The organism is Citrobacter enshiensis (assembly GCF_029338175.1).
Lineage (GTDB): Bacteria > Pseudomonadota > Gammaproteobacteria > Enterobacterales > Enterobacteriaceae > Citrobacter_D > Citrobacter_D enshiensis.
In genome coordinates, this window is the sequence record NZ_CP119862.1 from 783,227 (window position 1) to 806,206 (window position 22,980).

21 protein-coding genes and 1 other RNA gene are annotated in these 22,980 nt (G+C 54.0%); 12 read left to right on the forward strand and 10 right to left on the reverse strand.

Translation table 11 applies throughout. The features are described from left to right. Nucleotides 1–7 precede the first annotated feature (7 nt). From scpB to argP, 4 genes are all read right to left on the reverse strand, one after another. Nucleotides 8–793 carry a methylmalonyl-CoA decarboxylase gene (gene scpB, locus P2W74_RS03850; RefSeq protein ID WP_203360050.1) on the reverse strand — a complete coding sequence of 262 codons (786 nt, stop codon included), beginning with the start codon at nucleotides 791–793 and terminating at the stop codon, nucleotides 8–10. A gap of 10 nt (nucleotides 794–803) precedes the next feature. After that, nucleotides 804–1,799: a methylmalonyl Co-A mutase-associated GTPase MeaB gene (gene meaB / locus P2W74_RS03855; RefSeq protein WP_276293959.1), complete on the reverse strand. Its 996-nt coding sequence runs from the start codon at nucleotides 1,797–1,799 to the stop codon at nucleotides 804–806. Beyond that, nucleotides 1,792–3,936, reverse strand: a complete 2,145-nt coding sequence (gene scpA / locus P2W74_RS03860; RefSeq protein WP_276293960.1) for a methylmalonyl-CoA mutase — start codon at nucleotides 3,934–3,936, stop codon at nucleotides 1,792–1,794. The genes meaB and scpA overlap by 8 nt, the downstream gene beginning before the upstream one ends. A 194-nt stretch (nucleotides 3,937–4,130) precedes the next feature. Next, nucleotides 4,131–5,024, reverse strand: coding sequence for a DNA-binding transcriptional regulator ArgP (gene argP, locus P2W74_RS03865; protein ID WP_276293961.1), 894 nt, complete (start codon nucleotides 5,022–5,024; stop codon nucleotides 4,131–4,133). Nucleotides 5,025–5,182: 158 nt separating this feature from the next. On the opposite strand from argP, the gene rpiA reads away from it, so the two are divergent. Together rpiA and serA are read left to right on the forward strand one after the other, a co-directional pair. After that, nucleotides 5,183–5,842, forward strand: a complete 660-nt coding sequence (rpiA, locus tag P2W74_RS03870; protein ID WP_162380178.1) for a ribose-5-phosphate isomerase RpiA — start codon at nucleotides 5,183–5,185, stop codon at nucleotides 5,840–5,842. A 267-nt stretch (nucleotides 5,843–6,109) separates the two neighbouring features. Continuing rightward, a complete protein-coding gene (serA, locus tag P2W74_RS03875) occupies nucleotides 6,110–7,342 on the forward strand; it encodes a phosphoglycerate dehydrogenase (protein ID WP_276293962.1) in 1,233 nt (410 codons plus the stop codon). Nucleotides 7,343–7,775: 433 nt separating this feature from the next. On the opposite strand, the gene P2W74_RS03880 is transcribed toward serA, so the two are convergent. The 3 genes from P2W74_RS03880 to zapA all read right to left on the reverse strand — a co-directional run bounded on the left by P2W74_RS03880 (nucleotide 7,776) and on the right by zapA (nucleotide 8,964). Then, nucleotides 7,776–8,390 (reverse strand): 5-formyltetrahydrofolate cyclo-ligase, encoded by a 615-nt coding sequence (locus tag P2W74_RS03880; RefSeq protein WP_276293963.1) that lies wholly within the window; start codon nucleotides 8,388–8,390, stop codon nucleotides 7,776–7,778. Between the two features lie 19 nt (nucleotides 8,391–8,409). Beyond that, nucleotides 8,410–8,593: non-coding RNA, 6S RNA (ssrS, locus tag P2W74_RS03885), on the reverse strand. Between the two features lie 41 nt (nucleotides 8,594–8,634). Continuing rightward, complete coding sequence (gene zapA / locus P2W74_RS03890) at nucleotides 8,635–8,964, reverse strand: cell division protein ZapA (protein ID WP_276293964.1); 330 nt, start codon at nucleotides 8,962–8,964, stop codon at nucleotides 8,635–8,637. A gap of 166 nt (nucleotides 8,965–9,130) precedes the next feature. Here zapA and P2W74_RS03895 point away from each other — a divergent pair, with 166 nt between their 5' ends. From P2W74_RS03895 to ubiI, 4 genes are all read left to right on the forward strand, one after another. Continuing rightward, nucleotides 9,131–9,709 (forward strand): YecA/YgfB family protein, encoded by a 579-nt coding sequence (locus P2W74_RS03895; protein ID WP_276293965.1) that lies wholly within the window; start codon nucleotides 9,131–9,133, stop codon nucleotides 9,707–9,709. A 25-nt stretch (nucleotides 9,710–9,734) separates the two neighbouring features. Beyond that, complete coding sequence (pepP, locus tag P2W74_RS03900; RefSeq protein WP_276293966.1) at nucleotides 9,735–11,060, forward strand: Xaa-Pro aminopeptidase; 1,326 nt, start codon at nucleotides 9,735–9,737, stop codon at nucleotides 11,058–11,060. Next, nucleotides 11,057–12,235 (forward strand): 2-octaprenyl-6-methoxyphenyl hydroxylase, encoded by a 1,179-nt coding sequence (gene ubiH / locus P2W74_RS03905; RefSeq protein ID WP_276293967.1) that lies wholly within the window; start codon nucleotides 11,057–11,059, stop codon nucleotides 12,233–12,235. Before pepP ends, ubiH begins: the two co-directional genes overlap by 4 nt. A gap of 121 nt (nucleotides 12,236–12,356) precedes the next feature. Continuing rightward, nucleotides 12,357–13,559, forward strand: a complete 1,203-nt coding sequence (gene ubiI / locus P2W74_RS03910) for an FAD-dependent 2-octaprenylphenol hydroxylase (RefSeq protein ID WP_276293968.1) — start codon at nucleotides 12,357–12,359, stop codon at nucleotides 13,557–13,559. Between the two features lie 74 nt (nucleotides 13,560–13,633). Here ubiI and P2W74_RS23780 read toward each other — a convergent pair whose 3' ends face one another. Continuing rightward, entirely contained in the window at nucleotides 13,634–13,717 is an 84-nt protein-coding gene (locus P2W74_RS23780) for a hypothetical protein (RefSeq protein ID WP_459560539.1), read from the reverse strand. A 291-nt stretch (nucleotides 13,718–14,008) separates the two neighbouring features. Between P2W74_RS23780 and gcvT the strand changes: the two genes are divergently transcribed. The 4 genes from gcvT (at nucleotide 14,009) to P2W74_RS03930 (ending at nucleotide 19,374) form a co-directional block, all read left to right on the forward strand. After that, a complete protein-coding gene (gcvT, locus tag P2W74_RS03915) occupies nucleotides 14,009–15,103 on the forward strand; it encodes a glycine cleavage system aminomethyltransferase GcvT (RefSeq protein ID WP_276293969.1) in 1,095 nt (364 codons plus the stop codon). A 25-nt stretch (nucleotides 15,104–15,128) separates the two neighbouring features. Continuing rightward, nucleotides 15,129–15,518, forward strand: coding sequence for a glycine cleavage system protein GcvH (gcvH, locus tag P2W74_RS03920; RefSeq protein WP_276293970.1), 390 nt, complete (start codon nucleotides 15,129–15,131; stop codon nucleotides 15,516–15,518). 178 nt (nucleotides 15,519–15,696) lie between these two features. Then, nucleotides 15,697–18,570: an aminomethyl-transferring glycine dehydrogenase gene (gene gcvP / locus P2W74_RS03925; RefSeq protein ID WP_276293971.1), complete on the forward strand. Its 2,874-nt coding sequence runs from the start codon at nucleotides 15,697–15,699 to the stop codon at nucleotides 18,568–18,570. Nucleotides 18,571–18,630: 60 nt separating this feature from the next. Further along, on the forward strand, nucleotides 18,631–19,374 hold the full coding sequence (locus P2W74_RS03930; RefSeq protein ID WP_276293972.1) for an SDR family oxidoreductase: 744 nt from the start codon (nucleotides 18,631–18,633) through the stop codon (nucleotides 19,372–19,374). A gap of 44 nt (nucleotides 19,375–19,418) precedes the next feature. Here P2W74_RS03930 and bglA read toward each other — a convergent pair whose 3' ends face one another. After that, the gene (gene bglA / locus P2W74_RS03935; protein WP_276293973.1) at nucleotides 19,419–20,852 is read right to left on the reverse strand and encodes a 6-phospho-beta-glucosidase BglA; all 1,434 of its coding nucleotides are present in this window, start codon (nucleotides 20,850–20,852) and stop codon (nucleotides 19,419–19,421) included. Nucleotides 20,853–20,972: 120 nt separating this feature from the next. Then, complete coding sequence (locus P2W74_RS03940) at nucleotides 20,973–21,701, reverse strand: MurR/RpiR family transcriptional regulator (protein ID WP_276295123.1); 729 nt, start codon at nucleotides 21,699–21,701, stop codon at nucleotides 20,973–20,975. 52 nt (nucleotides 21,702–21,753) lie between these two features. Here P2W74_RS03940 and yqfB point away from each other — a divergent pair, with 52 nt between their 5' ends. Further along, nucleotides 21,754–22,065, forward strand: a complete 312-nt coding sequence (gene yqfB / locus P2W74_RS03945; RefSeq protein ID WP_276295124.1) for a N(4)-acetylcytidine aminohydrolase — start codon at nucleotides 21,754–21,756, stop codon at nucleotides 22,063–22,065. A gap of 162 nt (nucleotides 22,066–22,227) precedes the next feature. After that, nucleotides 22,228–22,887, forward strand: coding sequence for a PAQR family membrane homeostasis protein TrhA (trhA, locus tag P2W74_RS03950; protein WP_276293974.1), 660 nt, complete (start codon nucleotides 22,228–22,230; stop codon nucleotides 22,885–22,887). Nucleotides 22,888–22,980 lie beyond the last annotated feature (93 nt).

The following is a 22,980-nucleotide window of genomic DNA, read 5'->3' on the forward strand; positions in this document are numbered from 1 at the left end:
GACGCTATTAATGACCGACAAAATTCGGTTTCCGTTTTTGCAGGAACGCGTTCATCCCTTCCTGATAGTCCTCGCTGTCGTAAACGGCGCGGCGCATTCCCTGGATACGCTCAAATTCGTCGGAATTCATGGTGTGCGCTTCACCCAGTACGCGTAGCTCTTCCTTGATGACGGCAATTGCCAAAGGCGCTTTTTCTGAAATGTGATGCGCTATCTGGAGGGTGAAATCTTCCAGCTCGGCGACATCGACCACATGGTTAAGAATGCCGACAGCCAGCGCCCGTTGTGCGGTAATGGGGGAGGCGGTAAAAATCAGTTCTTTGACGATGTGGAAACCTGCGTCACGCGTCAGGTTGTGAATGCCCACCAGGTTATACGGCACGCCGAGATTGACCGGGGTCATCGAGAAGGTCGATGTGCTGGCGGCGATAATCAGATCGGAACTCATGATCATTTCAAACGCGCCGCCCCAGACGCTGCCTTCGACCATGGAGATCACCGGTTTGGGATATTTTTGGATCATGCGAGTGATCTGACGCAGCGGATCGTCATAAGAGAGTGGATCGCGCCGTCCGGTGGGCAGTTCGTGAATGTCATGGCCCGCCGAGAAGACTTTTGCCCCGCTGGGGGCGCGCAAAATAATGCAACGAATGTCCGGTCGATTCAGGTCGCTCAGCGCCTGCATTAAATCGTCCATAAAGACTTTACTCAGGGCGTTGAGTTTACGGGCATAGTTAAACTCAATAACCGCAACTTTATGGATAATGACAACGTTAACATATTGATAAGACATAAAAGTTCCTTTATTCAAAATACTGATGCTGAAGAAATTCGTTGATGTGACGCAGGCCGGTACGCGGTGACAGGTCATTGTTTTTGACCGCCTGCAGCATTTGATGGAAATAACGATCAAATTCGGTACGGGTAAAGAGCAGGCGCAGCACCGATTCTTCGGTCTGTTTTTGCAGCCACTCTACCGACTGCTGCTGGCGAACTTGCGCCAGCCGACCGCTGGCGGTGAGTGCGGATCTGAAGTCGGCGATGGTCTGCCAGATCTCTTCAATGCCGCGTTTTTCAAGCGCGCTGCAGGCCAGAACCTGTGGCTGCCACTCTTCGTACTTGCGGCGTAAAATGTGCAACGCGGATTCATACATATGGCGGGCAATGGCGACGTTGGGGCGATTGTCGCCGTCATCCTTGTTGATGACGATCAGGTCCGCCATCTCCATGATCCCTTTTTTGATCCCTTGCAGTTCGTCGCCACCGCCCGCGATTTGCAGCGAGACAAAGCAGTCCACCATGCGGGCGACTTCAATTTCTGACTGACCCACGCCAACGGTTTCGACAATGACCACATCGAAGCCCGCCGCTTCGCAGAGCAGCATCAATTCGTGAGCGCGCTGGCTGGTTCCGCCCAAATGCCCGCTGGAGGGCACCGGGCGAATAAACGCGGCATCGGAGCGCGCCAGTTCCGTCATGCGGGTTTTGTCCCCGAGAATACTGCCGCCGCTCACCGGGCTGCTCGGGTCGACGGCGATAACAGCCACTTTCAAACCGTGGCGGATAAGCAACATGCCGAATGCTTCCAGAAAGGTGCTCTTTCCCGCGCCTGGCGTACCGGTAATGCCCAGGCGCAGGGCGTGACCGGTGAACGGCATGATCGCATCCAGCAGTGTTGTGCTCAGCGTCTGATGTCCGGGATGGCGGCTTTCTATTAGCGTCATGGCCTGAGCGAGCGTGGCGCGATCGCCCAGCCGTAATCGCCGGATAGACTCTGCCAGCGTGGCGTCGTTAATCATGATGTTGACCAATGCGGGTCAACACGTCGCGTACGCTTTCCAGCATGGGGGTGCCGGGACCATAAATTGCCGCGACGCCGCGTTGTTGCAGGAAGGCGTAATCCTGAGGCGGGATCACGCCGCCTGCCACGACTAAAATATCTTCGCGCCCCCAGTTTTTGAGCGCTGTCACCAGTTCAGGGATCAACGTTTTATGACCGGCGGCCAGCGACGATGCGCCTACCACGTGTACATCGTTTTCGATCGCCAGACGGGCGATCTCTTCTGGCGTGGAAAACATCGGGCTGAGATCAACGTCGAAACCGAGATCGGAATAGGCGCTGGCGATCACTTTCGCGCCGCGATCGTGACCATCCTGGCCCATTTTGGCGATCAGGATCCGCGGGCGGCGGCCATGGTCGGTGAGAAACTGTTCGGTTTGCGCAAGGATGGCGTCGAACTCAGCGGCGGACTTGCTGGATTGATGATAGCTTTGCGCAATCACGCCGGTGACGCACTGGCTGGGGACCAGGTAACGGTCGAAAGCCGTTTCCAGCGCGTCGGAAATTTCACCCAACGTGGCGCGAGCCCGGGCGGCAATCACTGCGGCGGCAAGCAGGTTTTCATTATGTTGTGCGGCATGGGTGAGGGCGCTCAGTGCGGATTTGACCGTCGCGTCGTCGCGGGTGGCACGGATGTGTTTCAGTGAGGCAATTTGCTCGTTGCGGACTTTAACATTGTCTATTTCCAGCACTGACGTTTCATCTTCTTTCTCCAGCTTGTATTTATTCACACCGACGATCACCCGTTTGCCCTGATCGATCAGCGACTGTTCGCGAGCGGAAGCCTCTTCGATCATCCGTTTTGGCAGTCCGGCTTCGATAGCCTTCGCCATGCCGCCCGCCTCGTCGATCTGCTGGATGATCGCTCGCGCCTGCTTGACGACCTGATCGGTCAGTGACTCTACATAGTAAGAGCCGGCCAGCGGATCGACGGTGCGACAAATTTCTGACTCTTCCTGAATAATGATTTGCGTGTTACGGGCGATACGCGCCGAAAAATCGCCAGGCAGACCTAACGCTTCATCGAAGGCGTTGGTATGGAGAGACTGGGTACCGCCAAGCGTAGCGCCAAGCGCTTCAATGGTGGTGCGGATGACATTGTTATAGGGATCCTGCTCGGTCAGACTCCAGCCGGAGGTCTGGCAGTGGGTGCGCAGCGCCAGCGATTTCGGGTTGGTCGCCCCAAAACTGCTGACCGCTTCGCTCCACAGATAACGTGCGGCGCGCAGCATGGCGACGTTCATAAACAGATCCATGCCGATCCCGAAGAAGAAGGATAGGCGGGGGGCAAAATCATCAATTTTCAGCCCTGCGGAGAGTGCCGCCTTGATGTATTCAATGCCGTCCGCCAGGGTGAACGCGACCTGCTGTACACAGTTGGCGCCTGCTTCACCCATGTGATAACCGCTGATACTGATGGTGTTGAAGCGCGGCATATTGCCCGAACACCAGGCAATGATGTCGGCGATAATGCGCATGGAGGGTTTTGGCGGATAAATATAGGTGTTGCGGCACAGGTACTCTTTCAGGATATCGTTTTGAATCGTGCCGGTGAGTTGTTCTGGTGTGACGCCCTGTTCTTCTGCAGCCACGATATAGAACGCCATTACCGGCAATACCGCGCCGTTCATGGTCATGGAGACGGACATCTTATCCAGTGGGATCTGGTCGAACAGGACTTTCATATCTTCCACGGTATCAATGGCGACACCGGCTTTACCCACATCGCCAGCCACACGTGGATTGTCAGAGTCGTAACCGCGATGGGTGGCGAGATCAAACGCCACGGATAACCCTTTTTGCCCCGCAGCGAGGTTGCGACGGTAAAAGGCATTGGACTCTTTGGCGGTTGAGAAACCGGCGTACTGGCGAATGGTCCAGGGTTGCGCCGTGTACATGGTGGCGCGTGGGCCACGAACATACGGCGGCAGGCCGGGGAGGGTATCCATCACTTCCAGGTTGTCGAGGTCGGCGGGGGTATATAACGGCTTGACGGCGATCCCTTCTGCCGTGTGGCGTACAAGATCCTCGACGGTTTTTTCCTGACGGCTGAGTTCCTTATTGGCCAGCCGTTGCCAGTCCTGCAAATTTGACATGTGTTGCTCCGTATTACGCAATGGAATGGGTTCTTGCGAATACGGTGAGCTTTTTAACCTGCGCTGTCGCCAGCAAAAAATAGCCAACAACGCGTCGTTTTTTGCCGCCTGGGATTATTTATTTTGTGATGGATTTCAAAGACTTTTTTTTGCAAGTGAGCCGGATAAACTCAATGTTATCCGGCAATCGGGCATTAATCCTGACGCAGCACCTTATGACCGTACGCCAGCAGCGCGTCAGTGACGTTGCGCATCATGCGGCTTTCCGGCGCAAAACGGTGCCAGTAAAGCATCCGGCGTTGAAACAGACCGGGCGTTAAGTCGATCAGCTCGCCGCTGTTTAACTCTCTCTCAATCTGCAAATGGGGGATCATACAGCAGGTCGTGCCCTGACGAGCCAGCTGTACAAAGGCTTCAGAAGAGTTAACGATGTGGCACGGTACGCTACCTGGCGGCAGATCGAAGTTTTGCTGCAGGAAGGCCTGGTGCATATCATCGAGATGGTCAAACGCCACGGCGGGCGCTTTCAGCAGCGCCGAGCGGGTGACGCCGTTCGGAAAATAGCGTTCCGCAAAGGCGCGGGAGGCCACGAACAGATAGTCGAGTGCGCCGAGCTTATCGACCAGGCAACTGGGGAGCGCCTGGTGCTGAATACTCACTGCGCCCACCACCTCGCCGCGGCGCAGACGTTCTTGCGTACGGGTTTCATCTTCCACCTGCAGGTTCAGGCGGATAGGCGAATCAGCCAGCACGGGGGCCAGCGCAGGCAGTAACCAGGTGGCCAGACTGTCGGCGTTAACCGCCAGCGACAACAGCAGCGGCGTGGAGCCGGTTTGCTCGTCTCCCAGCCATTCGTCTTCCAGCAGCTCAACCTGACGCAGCAGCGCCAGCAGCTTTTGCCCTTGCTCAGTCGGGCGTGGCGGAACGGTACGTACCAGCAGCGGCTGCCCGAACATATTCTCAAGCTGTTTTATGCGTTGCGAGACGGCGGATTGCGTGATGCACAGCTTCTGTGCCGCGCGCTCAAATCCTCGTTCACGTATCACCGCATCCAGTGCTTGTAGTGTTCTGTAGTCCGGACGTTTCATTGCTATGACGTACTCCTGAAATTTGGGGGGTTCTGCACTATGACACAAATTTTAGTTGGGTACAGACGAATTCCACCGTCCGCAAATGGGGTTGGGGACATTTTTCTCGTCAATGTTCTATAATGCGCCTGAAATTTCACACCACAGGCGAAACGATCATGACGCAGGATGAACTGAAAAAAGCAGTAGGATGGGCGGCACTTCAGTATGTACAACCCGGAACCATTGTAGGAGTAGGGACAGGCTCAACCGCCGCGCACTTTATTGATGCGCTGGGTACAATGAAAGGCCAGATTGAAGGCGCAGTGTCCAGTTCGGATGCGTCCACTGAAAAACTCAAAAGCCTTGGCATTCACGTTTTTGATCTTAACGAAGTGGACAGCCTGGGTGTCTACGTTGACGGCGCGGATGAAATCAACGGCCACATGCAGATGATCAAAGGCGGCGGCGCGGCGTTAACCCGTGAAAAGATTATTGCCTCGGTGGCGAAGAAATTCATTTGCATCGCGGATGCCTCCAAAGAGGTGGATATTCTGGGGAGTTTCCCACTGCCGGTGGAAGTGATCCCGATGGCGCGTAGCGCCGTTGCACGCCAGTTAGTGAAGCTCGGTGGTCGTCCGGAGTATCGTCAGGGCGTGGTGACGGATAACGGGAACGTGATCCTCGACGTACACGGCATGGAAATCATCGACCCTATCGCGATGGAAAATGCCATCAACGCGATCCCGGGCGTTGTGACCGTCGGCCTGTTCGCCAACCGTGGTGCGGATGTTGCGCTGATTGGCACCGCTGACGGTGTGAAAACCATCGTGAAATAATCTGACAGGGGAACCGCTCCCCCTGTGAAAAAATTTTCGGTAGGGCAAATTTGGTGACATGTATCACGTTTAGAATGTTGCCCTACCGATCTCGCTGAACTCCCGGTACTTCCCAGCATTTTACTCTGTTATTTCCTGCCGAATGATATTTCCTCAGAATGGCGACGCAAACGTTCATATTGCCGCGATAGTTTTTTTTGATATGTTGAAGGCGGATGCAAATCCACACACACAACATCAGATTGATAAAAAGACAGGATCGGGGAAATGGCAAAGGTATCGCTGGAGAAAGACAAAATTAAATTTCTGCTGGTTGAAGGCGTGCACCAACGTGCACTGGAAAACCTTCGCGCAGCAGGTTATACCAACATCGAATTCCATAAAGGCGCTCTGGATGCTGAGCAACTGAAAGAATCGATCCGTGATGCCCACTTCATTGGTCTGCGATCCCGTACTCATTTGACAGAAGAGGTGATTGAAGCGGCAGAGAAACTGGTGGCGATTGGCTGTTTCTGCATCGGTACCAACCAGGTTGATCTGAGCGCGGCGTCAAAACGGGGTATCCCTGTGTTTAACGCGCCATTCTCAAATACCCGTTCTGTCGCGGAACTGGTGATTGGTGAACTGCTCCTGCTGCTTCGCGGCGTACCGGAAGCAAACGCCAAAGCGCATCGTGGCGTCTGGAACAAGCTGGCGGCTGGCTCTTTTGAAGCGCGTGGCAAAAAACTGGGCATCATTGGTTACGGCCATATCGGTACTCAGTTGGGTATTCTGGCGGAATCGCTGGGGATGCATGTCTACTTCTATGACATTGAAAACAAATTACCGCTGGGCAATGCGACTCAGGTACAGCACCTCTCCGATCTGCTGAACATGAGCGATGTCGTGAGTCTGCACGTACCGGAAAACGCCTCAACCAAAAACATGATGGGCGCGAAAGAGATTGCGTTGATGAAGCCGGGTTCACTGCTGATCAACGCCGCACGTGGGACGGTTGTGGATATTCCGGCACTGTGCGATGCGCTGGCAACCAAACATCTGGCGGGTGCCGCGATCGACGTCTTCCCGACGGAACCGGCAACCAACAGCGATCCCTTCACCTCTCCGCTGTGTGAGTTCGACAACGTGATCCTGACTCCGCACATTGGTGGCTCAACCCAGGAAGCGCAGGAAAATATCGGTCTTGAAGTTGCCGGTAAACTGACGAAATATTCTGACAACGGCTCCACGCTTTCTGCGGTTAACTTCCCGGAAGTGTCGCTACCGCTGCACGGCGGCCGCCGTCTGATGCACATCCACGAAAACCGTCCGGGCGTATTAACTGCGCTTAACCAGATTTTTGCTGAACAGGGCGTCAACATTGCGGCGCAATATCTGCAAACCTCTGCGCAGATGGGTTATGTGGTCATTGATATTGAAGCCGATGAAGATGTGGCGGAGAAAGCGCTGTTGGCGATGAAGGCGCTCCCGGGAACCATTCGCGCGCGTTTGTTGTACTGATTTACCTGTTCTGCCCGGTGGCGCTACGCTACCGGGCCTTATTTCGTGTAGACATCCACACCGTAGTCCCAGCCAGGCAAAAACGTCGCCCGGTTCGGATGAATATCCCTGATTCGTTTCCTGCCGCAGTTGAGTCCTCTTGCAACGTATACATCCTGTTTACGAGCGTTGCCGCAATCGGTGATTAAAGCCATCGTGGCGCGTTGAGTATCAAAAAAAGGAACTTACGATGGGGCTTCAGCATAGGGCTGAAACGGAAAAGCCCCTACCGCAGCAGGGGCTTAAAAAAGGAAAGGGACGATGATGAGATACGTCATCATGCTGCTAATCCTGTTAATCATAGCCTGGCCAGCATATTAACAGAGAGGAAGCAGGAGGGAGGTTCGCCTCCCTCACCCTTTACCGAGGAATTTAGGTCAAAAAAAAAGCGGTGTCAATGGGAAGAAAACGGCGGCCATTCCCACACTTTCGACGGTGTCACTACAGCCGGTAAAGGAATATCCCACTCTTCAACCGGCAGTTTTTCGACTAACTGACAGTCATGGGCGTAGCCTACCGGTTGGATCCTGTGTTGCCGCCAGTTCTGCAATGTCCGGTCATAAAATCCACCGCCCATGCCCAGACGCTGCCCCTCTTCGTCAAACGCCACTAACGGCGTTACCAACACATCCAGTTGCGCAAGCGGCAATACGTCGCGTACATCCAGTTTCGGCTCCTGAATCTTCAGGCGATTGGTGACCAGTTCGCTTTGGGGATGATAGTGCAGAAACAGTAAATTGCCGGGGCTAAACGGGTGCAGGACCGGGAGATAAACACGTTTACCTGCTCGCCAGAGTTGTTCGATCAGCGGTTGAGTGTCGAGTTCGCCATCGAATGAGAGAAATAACGCGACAGTGTGCGCCATCACTACCGGAGGGTAAGCAAGCATTCTGTTCGCCGCGTGCTGGCCGAAATGGGTTTGCTGCTGGGGAGTCAGTGCCCGTCGACGTTGACGTATTAGCTGGCGGATTTCTTGTCGGGATAAAGGGAGTTCGGGAAGTTGTGTCATAGCAGTTGGTAGGTGAAGGGGAATCTCCGAGATGCCGCCGCAGGCTGTAACCCTTGAACCCTTGGTTCAAGGTGAATGCGTCGTCACAGTTTTAAGGCTTCTCGGACGGACCGAGCATGCTCACCAACCGTGGAGCGCCACATTCTTGTGGTATGAAATATCGGCTCAGGGGACTGGCCCGCTTGCAAACATCTCAGAGAAATTTTGTCTTCACGGTCACTCTACCATAGTAAACCGAAAAGTGTTATTCAAAGTTTTGGCCCGTTTTTTCGGTTATGCGACCCTGATCAAGCAACGCCTGTTCGATGGTCTGTTGCAGCATCCGAATACGTTGTTCCATGCTCGCCGCGTAGTCACGCGTCTTCGCTTTTTCCTGAGCTAATTCATAGCTGATGTTCAATGCGGCGATGAAAACCAGCTGCTCAGTATTTGTGACTTTAGTGCGAACTTTTAGATCTTGCAAACGCTGATTAAGATCGTCCGCTGCCTGATTCAACGCATCCTTTTGTTCAGGCGGGCAATTCACTCGCAGTGAACGGCCAAATATTTGGATATCGACGGGTTGTGCAGACATGCCACCTTCCTGCTGATTGACTGCGCTGCCTTCGTCTCCAGACCCAGGGTCCGCGAAGGGGCGACACTATAGCTACCCTGGTATGAAGATACAAGCCCTTTTCTGGTTCACCAGGGTCCAAAGTGGTAGCATATCATGAATATCCTCCCTTTGATGACGAATGCTTATGTCTATACAGAATGAAATGCCTGGTTATAACGAAATGAACCAGTTTTTGAACCAACAAGGGGCAGGACTGACCCCAGCCGAAATGCACGGTTTGATCAGCGGGATGATTTGCGGCGGCAACAACGACAGCTCCTGGCAGCCGCTGCTTCATGACCTGACAAACGAAGGTCTGGCCTTTGGTCATGAACTGGCGCAAGCATTGCGCAAAATGCACGCCGCGACCAGCGATGCGCTGGAAGATGACGGCTTTCTTTTTCAGCTTTTTCTGCCTGAGGGAGACGACGTCAGCGTGTTCGATCGCGCCGATGCGCTGGCGGGATGGGTCAATCACTTTTTGCTCGGCCTTGGCGTCTCACAGCCTAAGCTCGACAAAGTGACGGGTGAAACCGGCGAAGCGATTGACGATCTGCGCAACATTGCGCAGTTGGGCTATGACGAAGACGAAGATCAGGAAGAGCTGGAGATGTCGCTCGAAGAGATCATCGAATATGTGCGTGTTGCGGCGCTGCTTTGCCACGACACCTTCACGCGTCAGCAGCCAACCGCGCCGGAAGTGCGCAAACCGACTCTGCACTAAGAACGAAAACGCCAAGGAGAGTGTTATGAGCGAACTATCCCTGCAAGAATATCTGCGTCGCCGCCAGGCATTACTGGCGCAAATGCCGCCTGGCAGCGCGGCGCTGGTTTTCGCCGCGCCAGAAGCGACGCGTAGCGCGGACAGTGAATATCCGTATCGCCAGAGCAGCGACTTCTGGTATTTCACCGGTTTTAACGAACCGGAAGCTGTGCTGGTGCTGATTAAAAGCGATGACACTCATAACCACAGCGTTTTGTTTAACCGGGTTCGCGACCTGACCGCAGAGATCTGGTTTGGCCGTCGTCTCGGGCAGGATACCGCGCCAGAAAAACTGGGTGTGGATCGTGCGCTGGCGTTCAGCGAGATCAATCAGCAACTCTTCCAACTGCTTAATGGCCTGGATGTGGTGTACCACGCGCAAGGCGAATATGCCTGGGCGGATGAGATTGTCTTTACCGCACTGGATAAGTTGCGCAAAGGGTCGCGCCAAAATCTTAAAGCGCCGGCGACGCTCACCGACTGGCGTCCGATGGTGCATGAGATGCGCCTGTTTAAATCAGCGGAAGAAATTGCTGTGATGCGACGCGCCGGAGAGATCAGCGCGCTGGCGCACACGCGGGCGATGGAGAAATGTCGTCCGGGCATGTTTGAGTATCAACTGGAAGGGGAGATTCACCACGAATTTACGCGTCACGGCGCGCGTTATCCTTCCTATAACACCATTGTTGGCAGCGGCGAAAATGGCTGCATCCTGCATTACACCGAAAATGAAAGCGAAATGCGCGATGGCTCGTTGGTGCTGATTGACGCCGGATGTGAATACAAAGGGTATGCCGGCGACATCACGCGAACCTTCCCGGTCAGCGGCAAGTTCACCCCCGCCCAGCGCGAGATCTACGACATTGTGCTGGCGTCGCTGGAAACCAGTTTGCGCCTGTATCGCCCGGGTACTTCCATCCAGGAAGTGACCGGCGAGGTAGTGCGCATTATGGTAACCGGCCTGGTGAAACTGGGCATCCTGAAGGGCGAAATCGAACAACTGATCGCTGATAACGCCCATCGTCCTTTCTTTATGCATGGCCTGAGCCACTGGCTGGGGCTGGATGTGCATGATGTCGGAACCTATGGTAAGGATCGCTCCCGTCTGCTTGAGCCGGGTATGGTGCTGACCGTGGAGCCTGGTCTCTACATCGCGCCGGATGCCGACGTACCGGAAGCGTATCGCGGTATTGGTATCCGAATTGAAGACGACATCGTCATCACGGAAACCGGTAACGAAAACCTGACCGCCGGCGTAGTGAAAAAAGCCGACGACATCGAAGCCTTAATGGCTGCGGCGCGCCAACAATGAGCGTGATTATCGTAGGTGGCGGGATGGCCGGGGCGACGCTGGCGCTGGCAATCTCTCAATTGAGTCATGGCAAACTGCCGGTTCATCTGATTGAAGCGACGGCGCCTGAAGCCCAGGATCACCCCGGTTTTGACGCCCGGGCGATCGCCCTGGCGGCAGGCACCTGCCAGCAACTGGCGCGGATGGGTATCTGGCAGGCGATTGCCGATTGCGCAACGGCCATCAATACCGTTCACGTCAGCGATCGCGGGCATGCCGGTTTTGTGACTCTGGATGCGCAGGATTATCGTATTGCGGCGTTAGGACAGGTCGTTGAGTTGCACGATGTCGGTCAGCGCTTGTTCGGACTGTTGCGCAAAGCACCGGGCGTGACGCTACATTGCCCCGCTCGCGTCGCCACGGTTTCGCGCACGCAGGAGCAGGTCAATGTTACGCTGGAAAACGGTGATGTGATTACCGGCGACGTTCTGGTTGCGGCTGATGGTACGCGTTCTGCGCTGGCAACGGCCTGCGGTGTGGACTGGCAGCAAACGCCATACGAACAGTTAGCGGTGATCGCCAACGTGGCTGTTTCTGTGCCCCATGAGGGGCGTGCGTTTGAGCGCTTTACCCAACATGGTCCACTGGCGATGTTGCCAATGTCCGGGGAGCGTTGCTCACTGGTGTGGTGCCATCCGCTTGAGCGGCGTGATGAGGTGATGGCCTGGTCTGATGAACAGTTTTGCCGTGAATTGCAGAGCGCATTTGGCTGGCGACTGGGGCGTATTACCCAGGCGGGAAAACGCAGCGCCTATCCGCTTTCGCTGACGACGGCGGTCAAAGCCGTCACCCATCGTACCGTGCTGGTGGGGAATGCCGCGCAGACACTGCATCCTATCGCAGGACAAGGTTTTAATCTTGGATTACGTGATGTGATGAGCCTTGCCGAAACGCTGACCCAGGCATGGCAAGCCGACGAAGACGTCGGCGAATATCGCGTGCTGTCGCGTTATCAACAGCGTCGACAGGCAGACCGTGAAACAACGATTGGCGTGACGAACAGTCTGGTTCATCTGTTTGCTAATCACTGGACGCCGCTGGTTGTCGGGCGCAATGTCGGATTGATGGCAATGGAATTATTGACACCGGCACGCGATGTGCTGGCGCAGCGCACCCTGGGTTGGGTCGCGCGTTAAATATGACCTGTAGGCCGGATAAGGCGAAGCCGCCATCCGGCAGGGTTACCCGCACAAATGCCTGATGGCGCTACGCTTATCAGGCCTACGGATTACAGGTTTTGGTTTCGAGGAGCAAACAGTGCAAAGTGTTGATGTAGCTATTGTGGGTGGAGGCATGGTAGGTCTGGCCGTCGCCTGCGGCTTACAGGGTAGCGGCTTACGTGTCGCCGTGCTGGAACAGCATGTCCCTCAGCCACTGGCGAATGATGCTCCACCGGCGCTTCGCGTGTCGGCCATTAATGCCGCCAGCGAAAAATTGCTCACGCGTCTCGGCGTGTGGTCAGATATTGTTGCCCGTCGGGCCAGTTGCTATCACGGCATGGAAGTCTGGGACAAAGACAGCTTTGGACGCATTGCGTTCGATGATAAAAGTATGGGCTACAGTCATCTTGGGCACATTGTTGAAAACACGGTGATCCACTATGCCCTGTGGCAAAAAGCGCAGAAATCCTCGGATGTTACGCTGATGGCTCCCGCAGAACTGCAGCAGGTGGCCTGGGGGGAAAATGAAACGTTTCTGACCCTGAAAGACGGCACGATGTTAACCGCTCGCCTGGTGGTTGGGGCGGACGGCGCGAACTCCTGGCTGCGTAGCAAAGCCGATATTCCGCTGACTTTCTGGGACTATCGCCATCATGCGCTGGTCGCTACCATTCGTACCGAAGAGGCGCACGATGCCGTTGCTCGCCAGGCGTTTCATGGCGAAGGTATTCTCGCGTTTTTGCCCCTCGTCGACCCGCATCTTTGCTCTATTGTCTGGTCGCTTTCGCCACAAGAGGCTGAGCGGATGCAACATGCGAGCGAAGAGGAATTCAACCGGGCATTGAATATTGCGTTTGATAACCGACTCGGGTTGTGTCGCGTGGAAAGCGAACGCCAGGTCTTCCCGCTGACGGGGCGTTATGCCCGCCAGTTTGCCGCCCATCGTCTGGCATTGGTCGGTGATGCCGCCCATACCATCCATCCGCTGGCGGGGCAGGGGGTTAACCTCGGCTTTATGGATGCTGCGGAACTTATCGATGAACTGAAGCGTTTGCAGCGTCAGGGCAAAGATATCGGTCAGTATCTGTATTTGCGTCGTTACGAGCGCAGCCGTAAGCACAGTGCCGCCATGATGCTGGCGGGTATGCAAGGTTTTCGCGAGCTGTTTGCTGGGGAGAATCCCGCGAAGAAATTGCTGCGCGATATTGGTCTGAAACTGGCCGATACCCTCCCTGGTGTAAAACCGCAACTTATCCGTCAGGCGATGGGGCTTAATGATTTGCCTGAGTGGCTTCGTTAACAAATCCCCCTGCTTCTAAGAGTTTGAGACCCGTCACACTTTCTTCTCCCGGCCTTCGTGCCGGGGGACTCACCTCATTTGAAATAATCTAATTCCACGTCGTTTTTCGCATTAGATTTTTTTATATCACGATTTTTGCTCGTCTCGATTTTTGACATTTTTTTAGAATTTAATATCGATTAAATCGGTTTTTTGTGCCTGTGATTTGTGTGTTATGGATTCGTTAATTATATTTTTGGTTTTTTGTTCTGTGGTCTGCTTTGCCATTTTTTGGCATAAGCTAATGTGATAGTTAATTTTACCTTATGGTTAAGCGTCAGTTTCGGTGGTAAGTTCAATGGAAAAGAGAACGTTTGCGTTGAGGCCATGACGTGGCTTCGATGACGGGTTTCGTGGCGTAAATTTCATCACGAAATGGTTGCAAGCCCTGCTTATTCAACGAGGAAAAGATGGCTCAACAGACTCCTTTGTACGAACAACACACGTTATGTGGCGCCCGGATGGTCGATTTCCATGGCTGGATGATGCCGCTGCATTACGGTTCCCAGCTCGATGAGCATCATGCTGTGCGCACCGATGCCGGTATGTTTGATGTTTCGCATATGACGATTGTCGATCTGCGAGGCAGCCGCACCCGGGAGTTTTTGCGTTATCTGCTGGCAAATGACGTGGCAAAGCTAACGAAGACCGGGAAAGCCCTCTACTCCGGTATGCTTAATGCCTCAGGCGGCGTAATAGATGACCTTATCGTCTACTACTTCACTGAAGATTTCTTCCGCCTCGTTGTTAACTCCGCCACCCGCGAAAAAGACCTCTCCTGGATTTCCCAACACGCCGAACCGTATGCCATCGACATTACCGTCCGTGACGATCTGTCGTTGATCGCCGTGCAGGGGCCAACCGCGCAGGCGAAAGCAGCCGCGTTGTTTACTGAAGAACAGCGTCGCGCAGTCGAAGGGATGAAACCGTTCTTTGGCGTCCAGGCGGGCGATCTCTTCATTGCGACAACCGGCTATACCGGTGAAGCGGGCTATGAAATCGCCATGCCAAATGAAAAGGCGGCAGATTTCTGGCGTGCGCTGGTGGAAGCTGGCGTGAAGCCGTGTGGTCTGGGTGCGCGTGATACGTTGCGTCTGGAGGCTGGCATGAACCTGTACAGCCAGGAGATGGACGAGAGCATTTCTCCATTAGCCGCCAACATGGGCTGGACCATTGCCTGGGAGCCGACTGACCGTGATTTTATCGGTCGTGAAGCGCTGGAAACGCAGCGTGAAAAAGGGCATGAGCAGTTGGTGGGGCTGATCATGACGGAAAAAGGCGTGTTGCGTAATGAGTTGCCAGTTCGCTTTATCGATGCACAGGGCAACACGCAGGAAGGCATTATCACCAGCGGCACTTTCTCTCCGACGCTGGGCTACAGCATTGCGCTGGCGCGTGTGCCTGCGGGCATTGGTGAAACGGCGATTGTGCAGATCCGTAACCGCGAGATGCCAGTAAAAGTAACGAAACCTATTTTTGTGCGTAACGGCAAAGCCGTCGCGTGATTCATCCTTTTTTGGAGATTGATTGATGAGCAACGTACCTGCAGAACTGAAATACAGCAAAGAACACGAATGGCTGCGTAAAGAAGCGGACGGTACTTACACCGTGGGCATTACCGAACACGCTCAGGAACTGTTGGGCGACATGGTGTTTGTCGATCTGCCAGACGTCGGCTCTACCGTTAGCGCAGGCGATGATTGCGCGGTAGCAGAGTCCGTCAAAGCGGCCTCTGATATTTATGCACCGGTGGGGGGCGAGATCGTGGCCGTTAACGACGTGCTCAGCGACTCTCCGGAGCTTATCAACAGCGAACCGTATGCGGGTGGCTGGATTTTCAAAATCAAAGCCAACGACGCGAGCGAAATCGACGCGCTGCTGGATGCCACTGCATACGAAGCCCTGTTAGAAGACGAGTAAATACGCTTCATACTTCGCGCTGCAGGTGCGTTGGCTGCGCTCGTTCACCCCAGTCATGTACTTATGTACGTTCCTGGGGATTCACTGACTTGCCGCCTTCCTGCAACGCGAATTATTTTGCGTATTCAGGTAAGTAGAGACACCTACGATTCACTGCACGTTTCAGGAACCATCGCCCATGACACAGACGTTAAGCCAGCTTGAAAACAGCGGCGCTTTCATTGAACGCCACATCGGACCGGACGCTGAGCAACAGCAAGAGATGCTGAATGCCGTTGGCGCCGAGTCGTTAAACGCGCTGATCGGCCAGATTGTGCCGAAAGATATTCAGCTTGCGACCCCGCCGCAGGTGGGTGAAGCTGCGACCGAATATGCTGCGCTGGCAGAACTCAAAGCTATCGCCAGCCGCAATAAGCGCTTCACGTCTTACATCGGCATGGGTTACACCGCCGTGCAATTGCCGCCGGTTATCCTGCGCAATATGTTAGAGAATCCGGGTTGGTACACCGCGTATACGCCATACCAGCCGGAAGTCTCCCAGGGGCGTCTGGAATCGCTGCTGAACTTCCAGCAGGTGACGCTGGATCTGACCGGCCTGGATATGGCCTCTGCGTCTCTGCTCGACGAAGCGACTGCGGCTGCCGAAGCGATGGCAATGGCGAAACGCGTGAGTAAGCTGAAAAACGCTAACCGCTTCTTCGTTGCCTCTGACGTGCATCCTCAAACGCTGGACGTGGTCCGCACCCGTGCGGAAACCTTCGGTTTTGACGTGATCGTCGACGACGCCGCAAAAGTGGTTGATCACCAGGATGTGTTTGGCGTGCTGTTACAGCAGGTGGGCACGACCGGGGAAGTTCACGACTACAGCGCGCTAATTACCGAGCTGAAGTCGCGCAAAATTGTGGTCAGCGTCGCCGCCGATTTTATGGCGCTGGTTCTGCTGACTGCGCCAGGCAAACAAGGCGCAGATATCGTTTTCGGTTCTGCACAACGCTTTGGCGTGCCGATGGGCTACGGCGGCCCGCATGCGGCATTCTTTGCCGCGAAAGATGAATTCAAACGCTCTATGCCTGGCCGTATTATCGGCGTATCAAAAGATGCGGCGGGCAATACCGCTCTGCGTATGGCGATGCAGACCCGCGAGCAGCATATTCGCCGCGAGAAAGCGAACTCCAACATCTGTACCTCTCAGGTGCTGCTGGCCAATATCGCCAGCCTGTATGCGGTTTATCACGGGCCGGAAGGGCTGAAACGCATTGCAAATCGCATTCATCGCCTGACCGATATTCTGGCAACCGGCCTGCAACAAAAAGGGATGAAGCTGCGTCATGCGCACTACTTTGACACGCTGTGCGTGGAAGTGGCTGACAAAGCTGCGGTGCTGGCGCGCGCTGAAGCGGCAGAAATCAACCTGCGTAGCGATATCCACAATGCGGTAGGCATCACGCTGGATGAAACGACCACCCGTGAAAACGTGCTGGCGTTGTTCTCCGTGCTGCTTGGCGAAAACCATGGCCTGAATATCGACACGCTGGACAAAGATGTCGCGTATGACAGCCGTTCTATTCAGGACAGCATGCTGCGTGAAGACGATATCCTGACCCATCCGGTGTTTAACCGCTATCACAGCGAAACCGAGATGATGCGTTACATGCACTCTCTGGAACGCAAAGATCTGGCGCTGAATCAGGCGATGATCCCGCTGGGCTCCTGCACCATGAAGCTGAACGCCGCTGCCGAGATGATCCCTATTACCTGGCCGGAATTTGCTGAACTGCATCCTTTCTGCCCGGCGGATCAGGCGGAAGGGTATCATCAGATGATAAGCCAGCTTTCTGAGTGGCTGGTTAAACTGACCGGTTACGACGCCGTGTGCATGCAGCCAAACTCGGGTGCGCAGGGCGAATATGCGGGCCTGCTGGCGATTCGTCATTACCACGAGAGCCGCAACGAAGGGCATCGCGATATCTGCCTGATCCCGGCGTCTGCCCACGGTACTAACCCGGCGTCCGCGCAAATGGCGGGGATGCAGGTCGTCGTTGTCGCGTGTGACAAACAGGGCAACATCGATCTGGCGGATCTGCGTGAGAAAGCGGAGCAGCACGGCGATAGCCTCTCCTGCATCATGGTGACGTACCCGTCCACCCACGGCGTGTATGAAGAGACGATCCGCGAAGTGTGCGAAATTGTTCACCAGTTTGGCGGCCAGGTTTACCTTGACGGCGCAAACATGAACGCGCAGGTCGGTATCACCACGCCAGGCTTTATCGGCGCAGATGTATCGCACCTCAACCTGCATAAAACCTTCTGCATTCCGCACGGCGGTGGCGGCCCAGGTATGGGTCCTATCGGGGTGAAATCGCATCTGGCGCCGTTTGTGCCAGGTCATAGCGTGGTGCAGATCGAAGGCATGCTGACCCGTCAGGGCGCGGTTTCTGCTGCTCCGTTCGGTAGCGCATCTATTCTGCCGATTAGCTGGATGTACATCCGCATGATGGGCGCAGAGGGCCTGAAAAAAGCAAGCCAGGTGGCCATTCTCAATGCTAACTACATTGCCAGCCGTCTGAAAGATGCTTATCCGGTGCTGTACACCGGTCGTGATGGTCGCGTGGCGCACGAATGCATTCTCGATATTCGCCCGCTGAAAGAAGAGACGGGCATCAGTGAACTGGATATCGCCAAACGCCTGATCGACTACGGTTTCCATGCGCCGACCATGTCCTTCCCGGTTGCGGGTACGCTGATGGTGGAACCGACGGAATCCGAAAGCAAGGTTGAACTGGATCGCTTTATCAATGCGATGCTGGCGATTCGTGCTGAAATTGATCGCGTGAAAGCGGGCGAGTGGCCACTGGAAGATAACCCTCTGGTTAACGCGCCGCACACTCAGAATGAGCTGGTGGCGGAGTGGAATCATGGATACACCCGTGAAATCGCCGTGTTCCCTGCGGGCGTAGAGAACAAATACTGGCCAACGGTAAAACGTCTCGACGATGTTTACGGTGACCGTAATCTGTTCTGCTCTTGCGTACCGATGAGCGAATATCAGTAATTTTCCGCTTCAACTATCTTTTAAAGGCGCTTCGGCGCCTTTATTTTTGGGGGTAAGGGGATGGCAATCGCACTTGTAACAGGCGGCAGTCGGGGGATCGGGCGCGCAACCGCACTGCAACTGGCGACAGAGGGTTACACCGTCGCCGTTAACTTTCATCACAATATTCGCGCGGCAACGGAAGTGGTCAACGCGATTGTCGCTGCGGGCGGTAAGGCATTCGCCCTGCGTGCTGACATTAGCGATGAAAGCCAGGTGATGGCGATGTTTGAATCTCTCGATCGTACCGGCGAACCGTTGACGGCGCTGGTGAATAACGCCGGGATTTTGTTTGAACAAAGCACGGTAGAAAACCTGACCGCCGAACGGATTAATCGCGTGCTGGCCACTAACGTGACCGGTTATTTCCTCTGTTGCCGGGAGGCCGTGAAGCGAATGTCGCTGAAGCATGGCGGTAAGGGCGGGGCGATTGTTAACGTCTCTTCGGCGGCAGCACGGCTTGGCGCCCCTTTCGAGTATGTCGATTACGCCGCGTCGAAAGGGGCGGTAGATACGCTCACCACCGGGCTGGCGCTGGAGGTGGCGGCGCAGGGGATCCGCGTGAACTGCGTGCGCCCTGGCCTTATCTATACCGACATGCATGCTTCCGGCGGTGAGCCAGGTAGGGTTGATCGCGTTAAGTCCATGTTACCCATGCAACGTGGCGGGCAACCAAAAGAGGTTGCTCAGGCGATTGTCTGGCTTTTGAGTGAGAAAGCGTCGTATGTGACGGGCAGCTTTCTTGAGCTGGCGGGTGGTAAATAGGACGTTAATTGCCGGAGGACGCGTTTTCGCCCTCCGGCAAAAAATCACAGATTCTCGCCGTTGCTGGCAATCACCTCTTTATACCAGTTGAAGCTCTTCTTACGTGAGCGTGACATATCGCCAGTACCGTCGTCATGCTTGTTCACATAGATAAAACCGTAGCGCTTGCTGTACTGTCCGGTGGTGAAAGATACGCAGTCGATGCAGCCCCACGGGGTGTAGCCCATCAGATCCACACCATCATACGTCACGGCTTTCATCATCTCTTCGACGTGGGCGCGCAGATAGTCGATACGGTAGTCATCGTTGATGCTGCCGTCATCTTCCACTTTGTCGTAGGCGCCAAACCCGTTCTCCACGATAAACAACGGTTTCTGATAGCGTTCATATAGCTCGCAAAGCGCGTAACGCAGACCGGTCGGGTCAATTTGCCATCCCCAGTCCGAGGCTTTCACGTGTGGATTCGGGACACTGCCTTCAAAGCCAGAAATCGCATCGCCACTGCCGCCTTCGGCCTTCACGGCGTTGGTCATGTAATAGCTGAAACCAAGGTAATCACAGGTACCTTCACGCAGAACCGCGTTATCTCCTTCTTCCATTTTGATGTTAAAACCACGGCGTTCCCATTCGTTTAGAACATAAGAGGGGTAGTAACCGCGAAGCTGAACGTCGGTAAAGACATAGCGCTCGCGCATTGATTCCTGGGTGAACATGACATCTTCGGGTTTGCAGGAGAAGGGATAAAGCGGCACCATCGCCAGCATGCAGCCGACTTTCATTTCAGGATTAATACGGCGTGCCGCTTTCACTGCCAGGGCGCTGGCGACAAACTGATGGTGCAGCACCTGATACATAGTCTCTTCTGGGTTTCCATGCTCGGTGTAGACCACGCCGGAACAGCAGTAGCCAAACAGGGGCGCGCGCCAGTTCCGCTGGTTGTTTATCTCGTTGAAGGTCATCCAGTATTTGACCTTGTGCTGGTAGCGTTCAAACACCACTTCAGCGAAACGCACAAAGAAATCCACGACCTTACGGTTAGTCCAGCTTCCGTACTGCTGTACCAGATGCAACGGCATTTCGAAGTGGGAGAGGGTGATAACGGGTTCGATATTGTATTTAAGCAATTCATCGAACATGTCGTCGTAGAATTTCAGCCCTTCTTCGTTAGGCTGGGTTTCATCACCTTGTGGAAAGATACGGGTCCAGGCTATAGAGGTTCGGAAGCATTTAAAGCCCATTTCAGCGAAGAGTTTAATATCTTCTTTGTAGTGCCCATAGAAATCGACCGCTTCGTGGTTGGGATAGTATTTTCCTGGCACCACTTGCTGGGTGATTTCACGCGGAACGCCGTGCGCGCCGCCGGTCAGCACGTCACAAATGCTCGGTCCTTTGCCGCCTTTGTTCCAGCCGCCTTCAACCTGGTGGGCAGCGACTGCGCCGCCCCATAAGAAATCTTTCGGTAAGGTGAGTTTTTTCATCTGGCTCAATCTCAAATTAATGATCTTCTGATTTTGAGTCTAACAAAGGGACATGAAATGTCACGATATAACAAAATAGCCGTGATGTGACTTGTTACATCGAAAAAACAAATTGTTTTTTTACGCTAATTTTTTCGCCAGTTTACGGCCTAAGGTCTCGAGAATATAAATAACAGGGATCTGCGTCGTAATATCATAAACACCGGCAATACGCGTTTGCGGCACATGCCAGGAGAGATTAAAGTCGGCCAGTTTTGCCAGTGCGGAGTGTTCATGGCTGGTAACGGACAACACTTTGCAGTTATGCAGGCTGAACTGACTGGCAAAACGCAGGATCTCTGCGGTTTCTCCGGAAACCGAAAGCACGATCGCAAGGGCGTTTCTGGCCATATCATTGGTGACAGGGAAATAGGGGTCATCAATGTGGTTACTGAATTTTCCGACGTTTGAGAAAAAGCGTGCACCATATTTAGCTAAGGCCCCGGAGGTTCCGGCGCCGACGAATATAATTCGCTCGGAAGATAAAATAATCTCTACCGCGTGATCGAGTAAATTATCAAATTCGTCGTTATTCACACTTTTAAAAAAGCTGATAATTTCGCTGGCACCGAAATTAGCCTGTTGCGGTTCATTCTGCTCTAAATATAATTTAAACCGCACGCGAAACTCAGAGTAGCCATCACAGTTCAGTTTGCGGCAGAAGCGCAGCACCGTGGTGGTCGAAACCCCTGCAGCATCAGCCAGTTCGCGAATGGTCATGTAGACGACGTTATCGCGGTTTTTGATGACATAGTTGTAGACCAACATCTCAAGATTGTTGAGACTGGCGATGGCAGCGTGGGAGAACATACTCACAATGGCAATACTCACTCATCAGACTTCATCTTCAGGAAATAATAACATGCAGCCAAACGACATGACTTTTTTTCAGCGCTTTCAGGATGACATTTTGGCAGGGCGGAAAACCATTACCCTGCGGGACGCCTCAGAGTCTCATTTTAACGTGGGGGATGTTCTGCGTGTGGGACGCTTTGAAGATGACGGCTATTTCTGCACGATAAAAGTCACAGGAACCTCTACTGTGACTCTGGACACGCTCAGTGAAAAACATGCGCAACAAGAAAACATGTCTCTTGATGAGTTGAAGCAGGTGATTACGGAAATTTACCCTGGGCAGTCACAATTTTATGTGATTGATTTTAAATGTCTTTAATTATTGAGAACAACTGTTAGTTGAAAATTTTAATTTAATTGCATGATTTATAATGATTATTTTAAATCAGATATTTATTTGAGCTAACAGGTGTTCACTGGAACCATTCTCAGTTACGCTAAAGAGGCAATCACGAACGTGAACGTTTCTCCGGAGTAGCTCATGGTTGAAAAACCTTCAATAAAACAGGGATATTCTCTGGCAGAAGAAATTGCCAACAGTGTCAGCCACGGTATTGGGTTGGTATTCGGCATTGTGGGTCTGGTTCTGCTGCTGGTACAGGCTGCAGACAGCCATGCCAGCGTCACGGCGATTACCAGCTATAGCCTGTACGGCGGCAGCATGATTCTGCTGTTTCTCGCCTCTACGTTGTATCACGCTATCCCACATCAGCGAGCGAAAGTGTGGTTGAAAAAATTCGACCATTGCGCGATTTACCTGTTGATTGCGGGGACTTACACACCGTTTCTGCTGGTAGGGTTGGATTCACCGCTGGCGCACGGACTGATGATCGTTATCTGGAGCCTGGCGCTGCTGGGAATTCTGTTCAAGCTGACCATCGCGCACCGGTTTAAAGTGCTCTCGCTGGTGACGTATCTGACGATGGGGTGGCTGTCGCTGATTGTGGTGTATCAACTTGCGGTCAAACTGGCGGCGGGTGGCGTGACATTGCTGGCGGTCGGCGGCGTGATTTATTCGCTGGGGGTGATTTTCTATGTCTGTAAACGCATTCCCTATAACCATGCAATCTGGCACGGTTTTGTGCTGGGAGGCAGCGTCTGCCATTTTCTGGCGATTTATCTGTATGTCGGACAGGCATGAGTCGTTTTTGCCGGATAGAGTTTGCGCTTATCCGGCCTATAAAAGCGCATCGTTGGCCGGATAAGGCGTAAGCCGCTATCCGGCATTAATGTT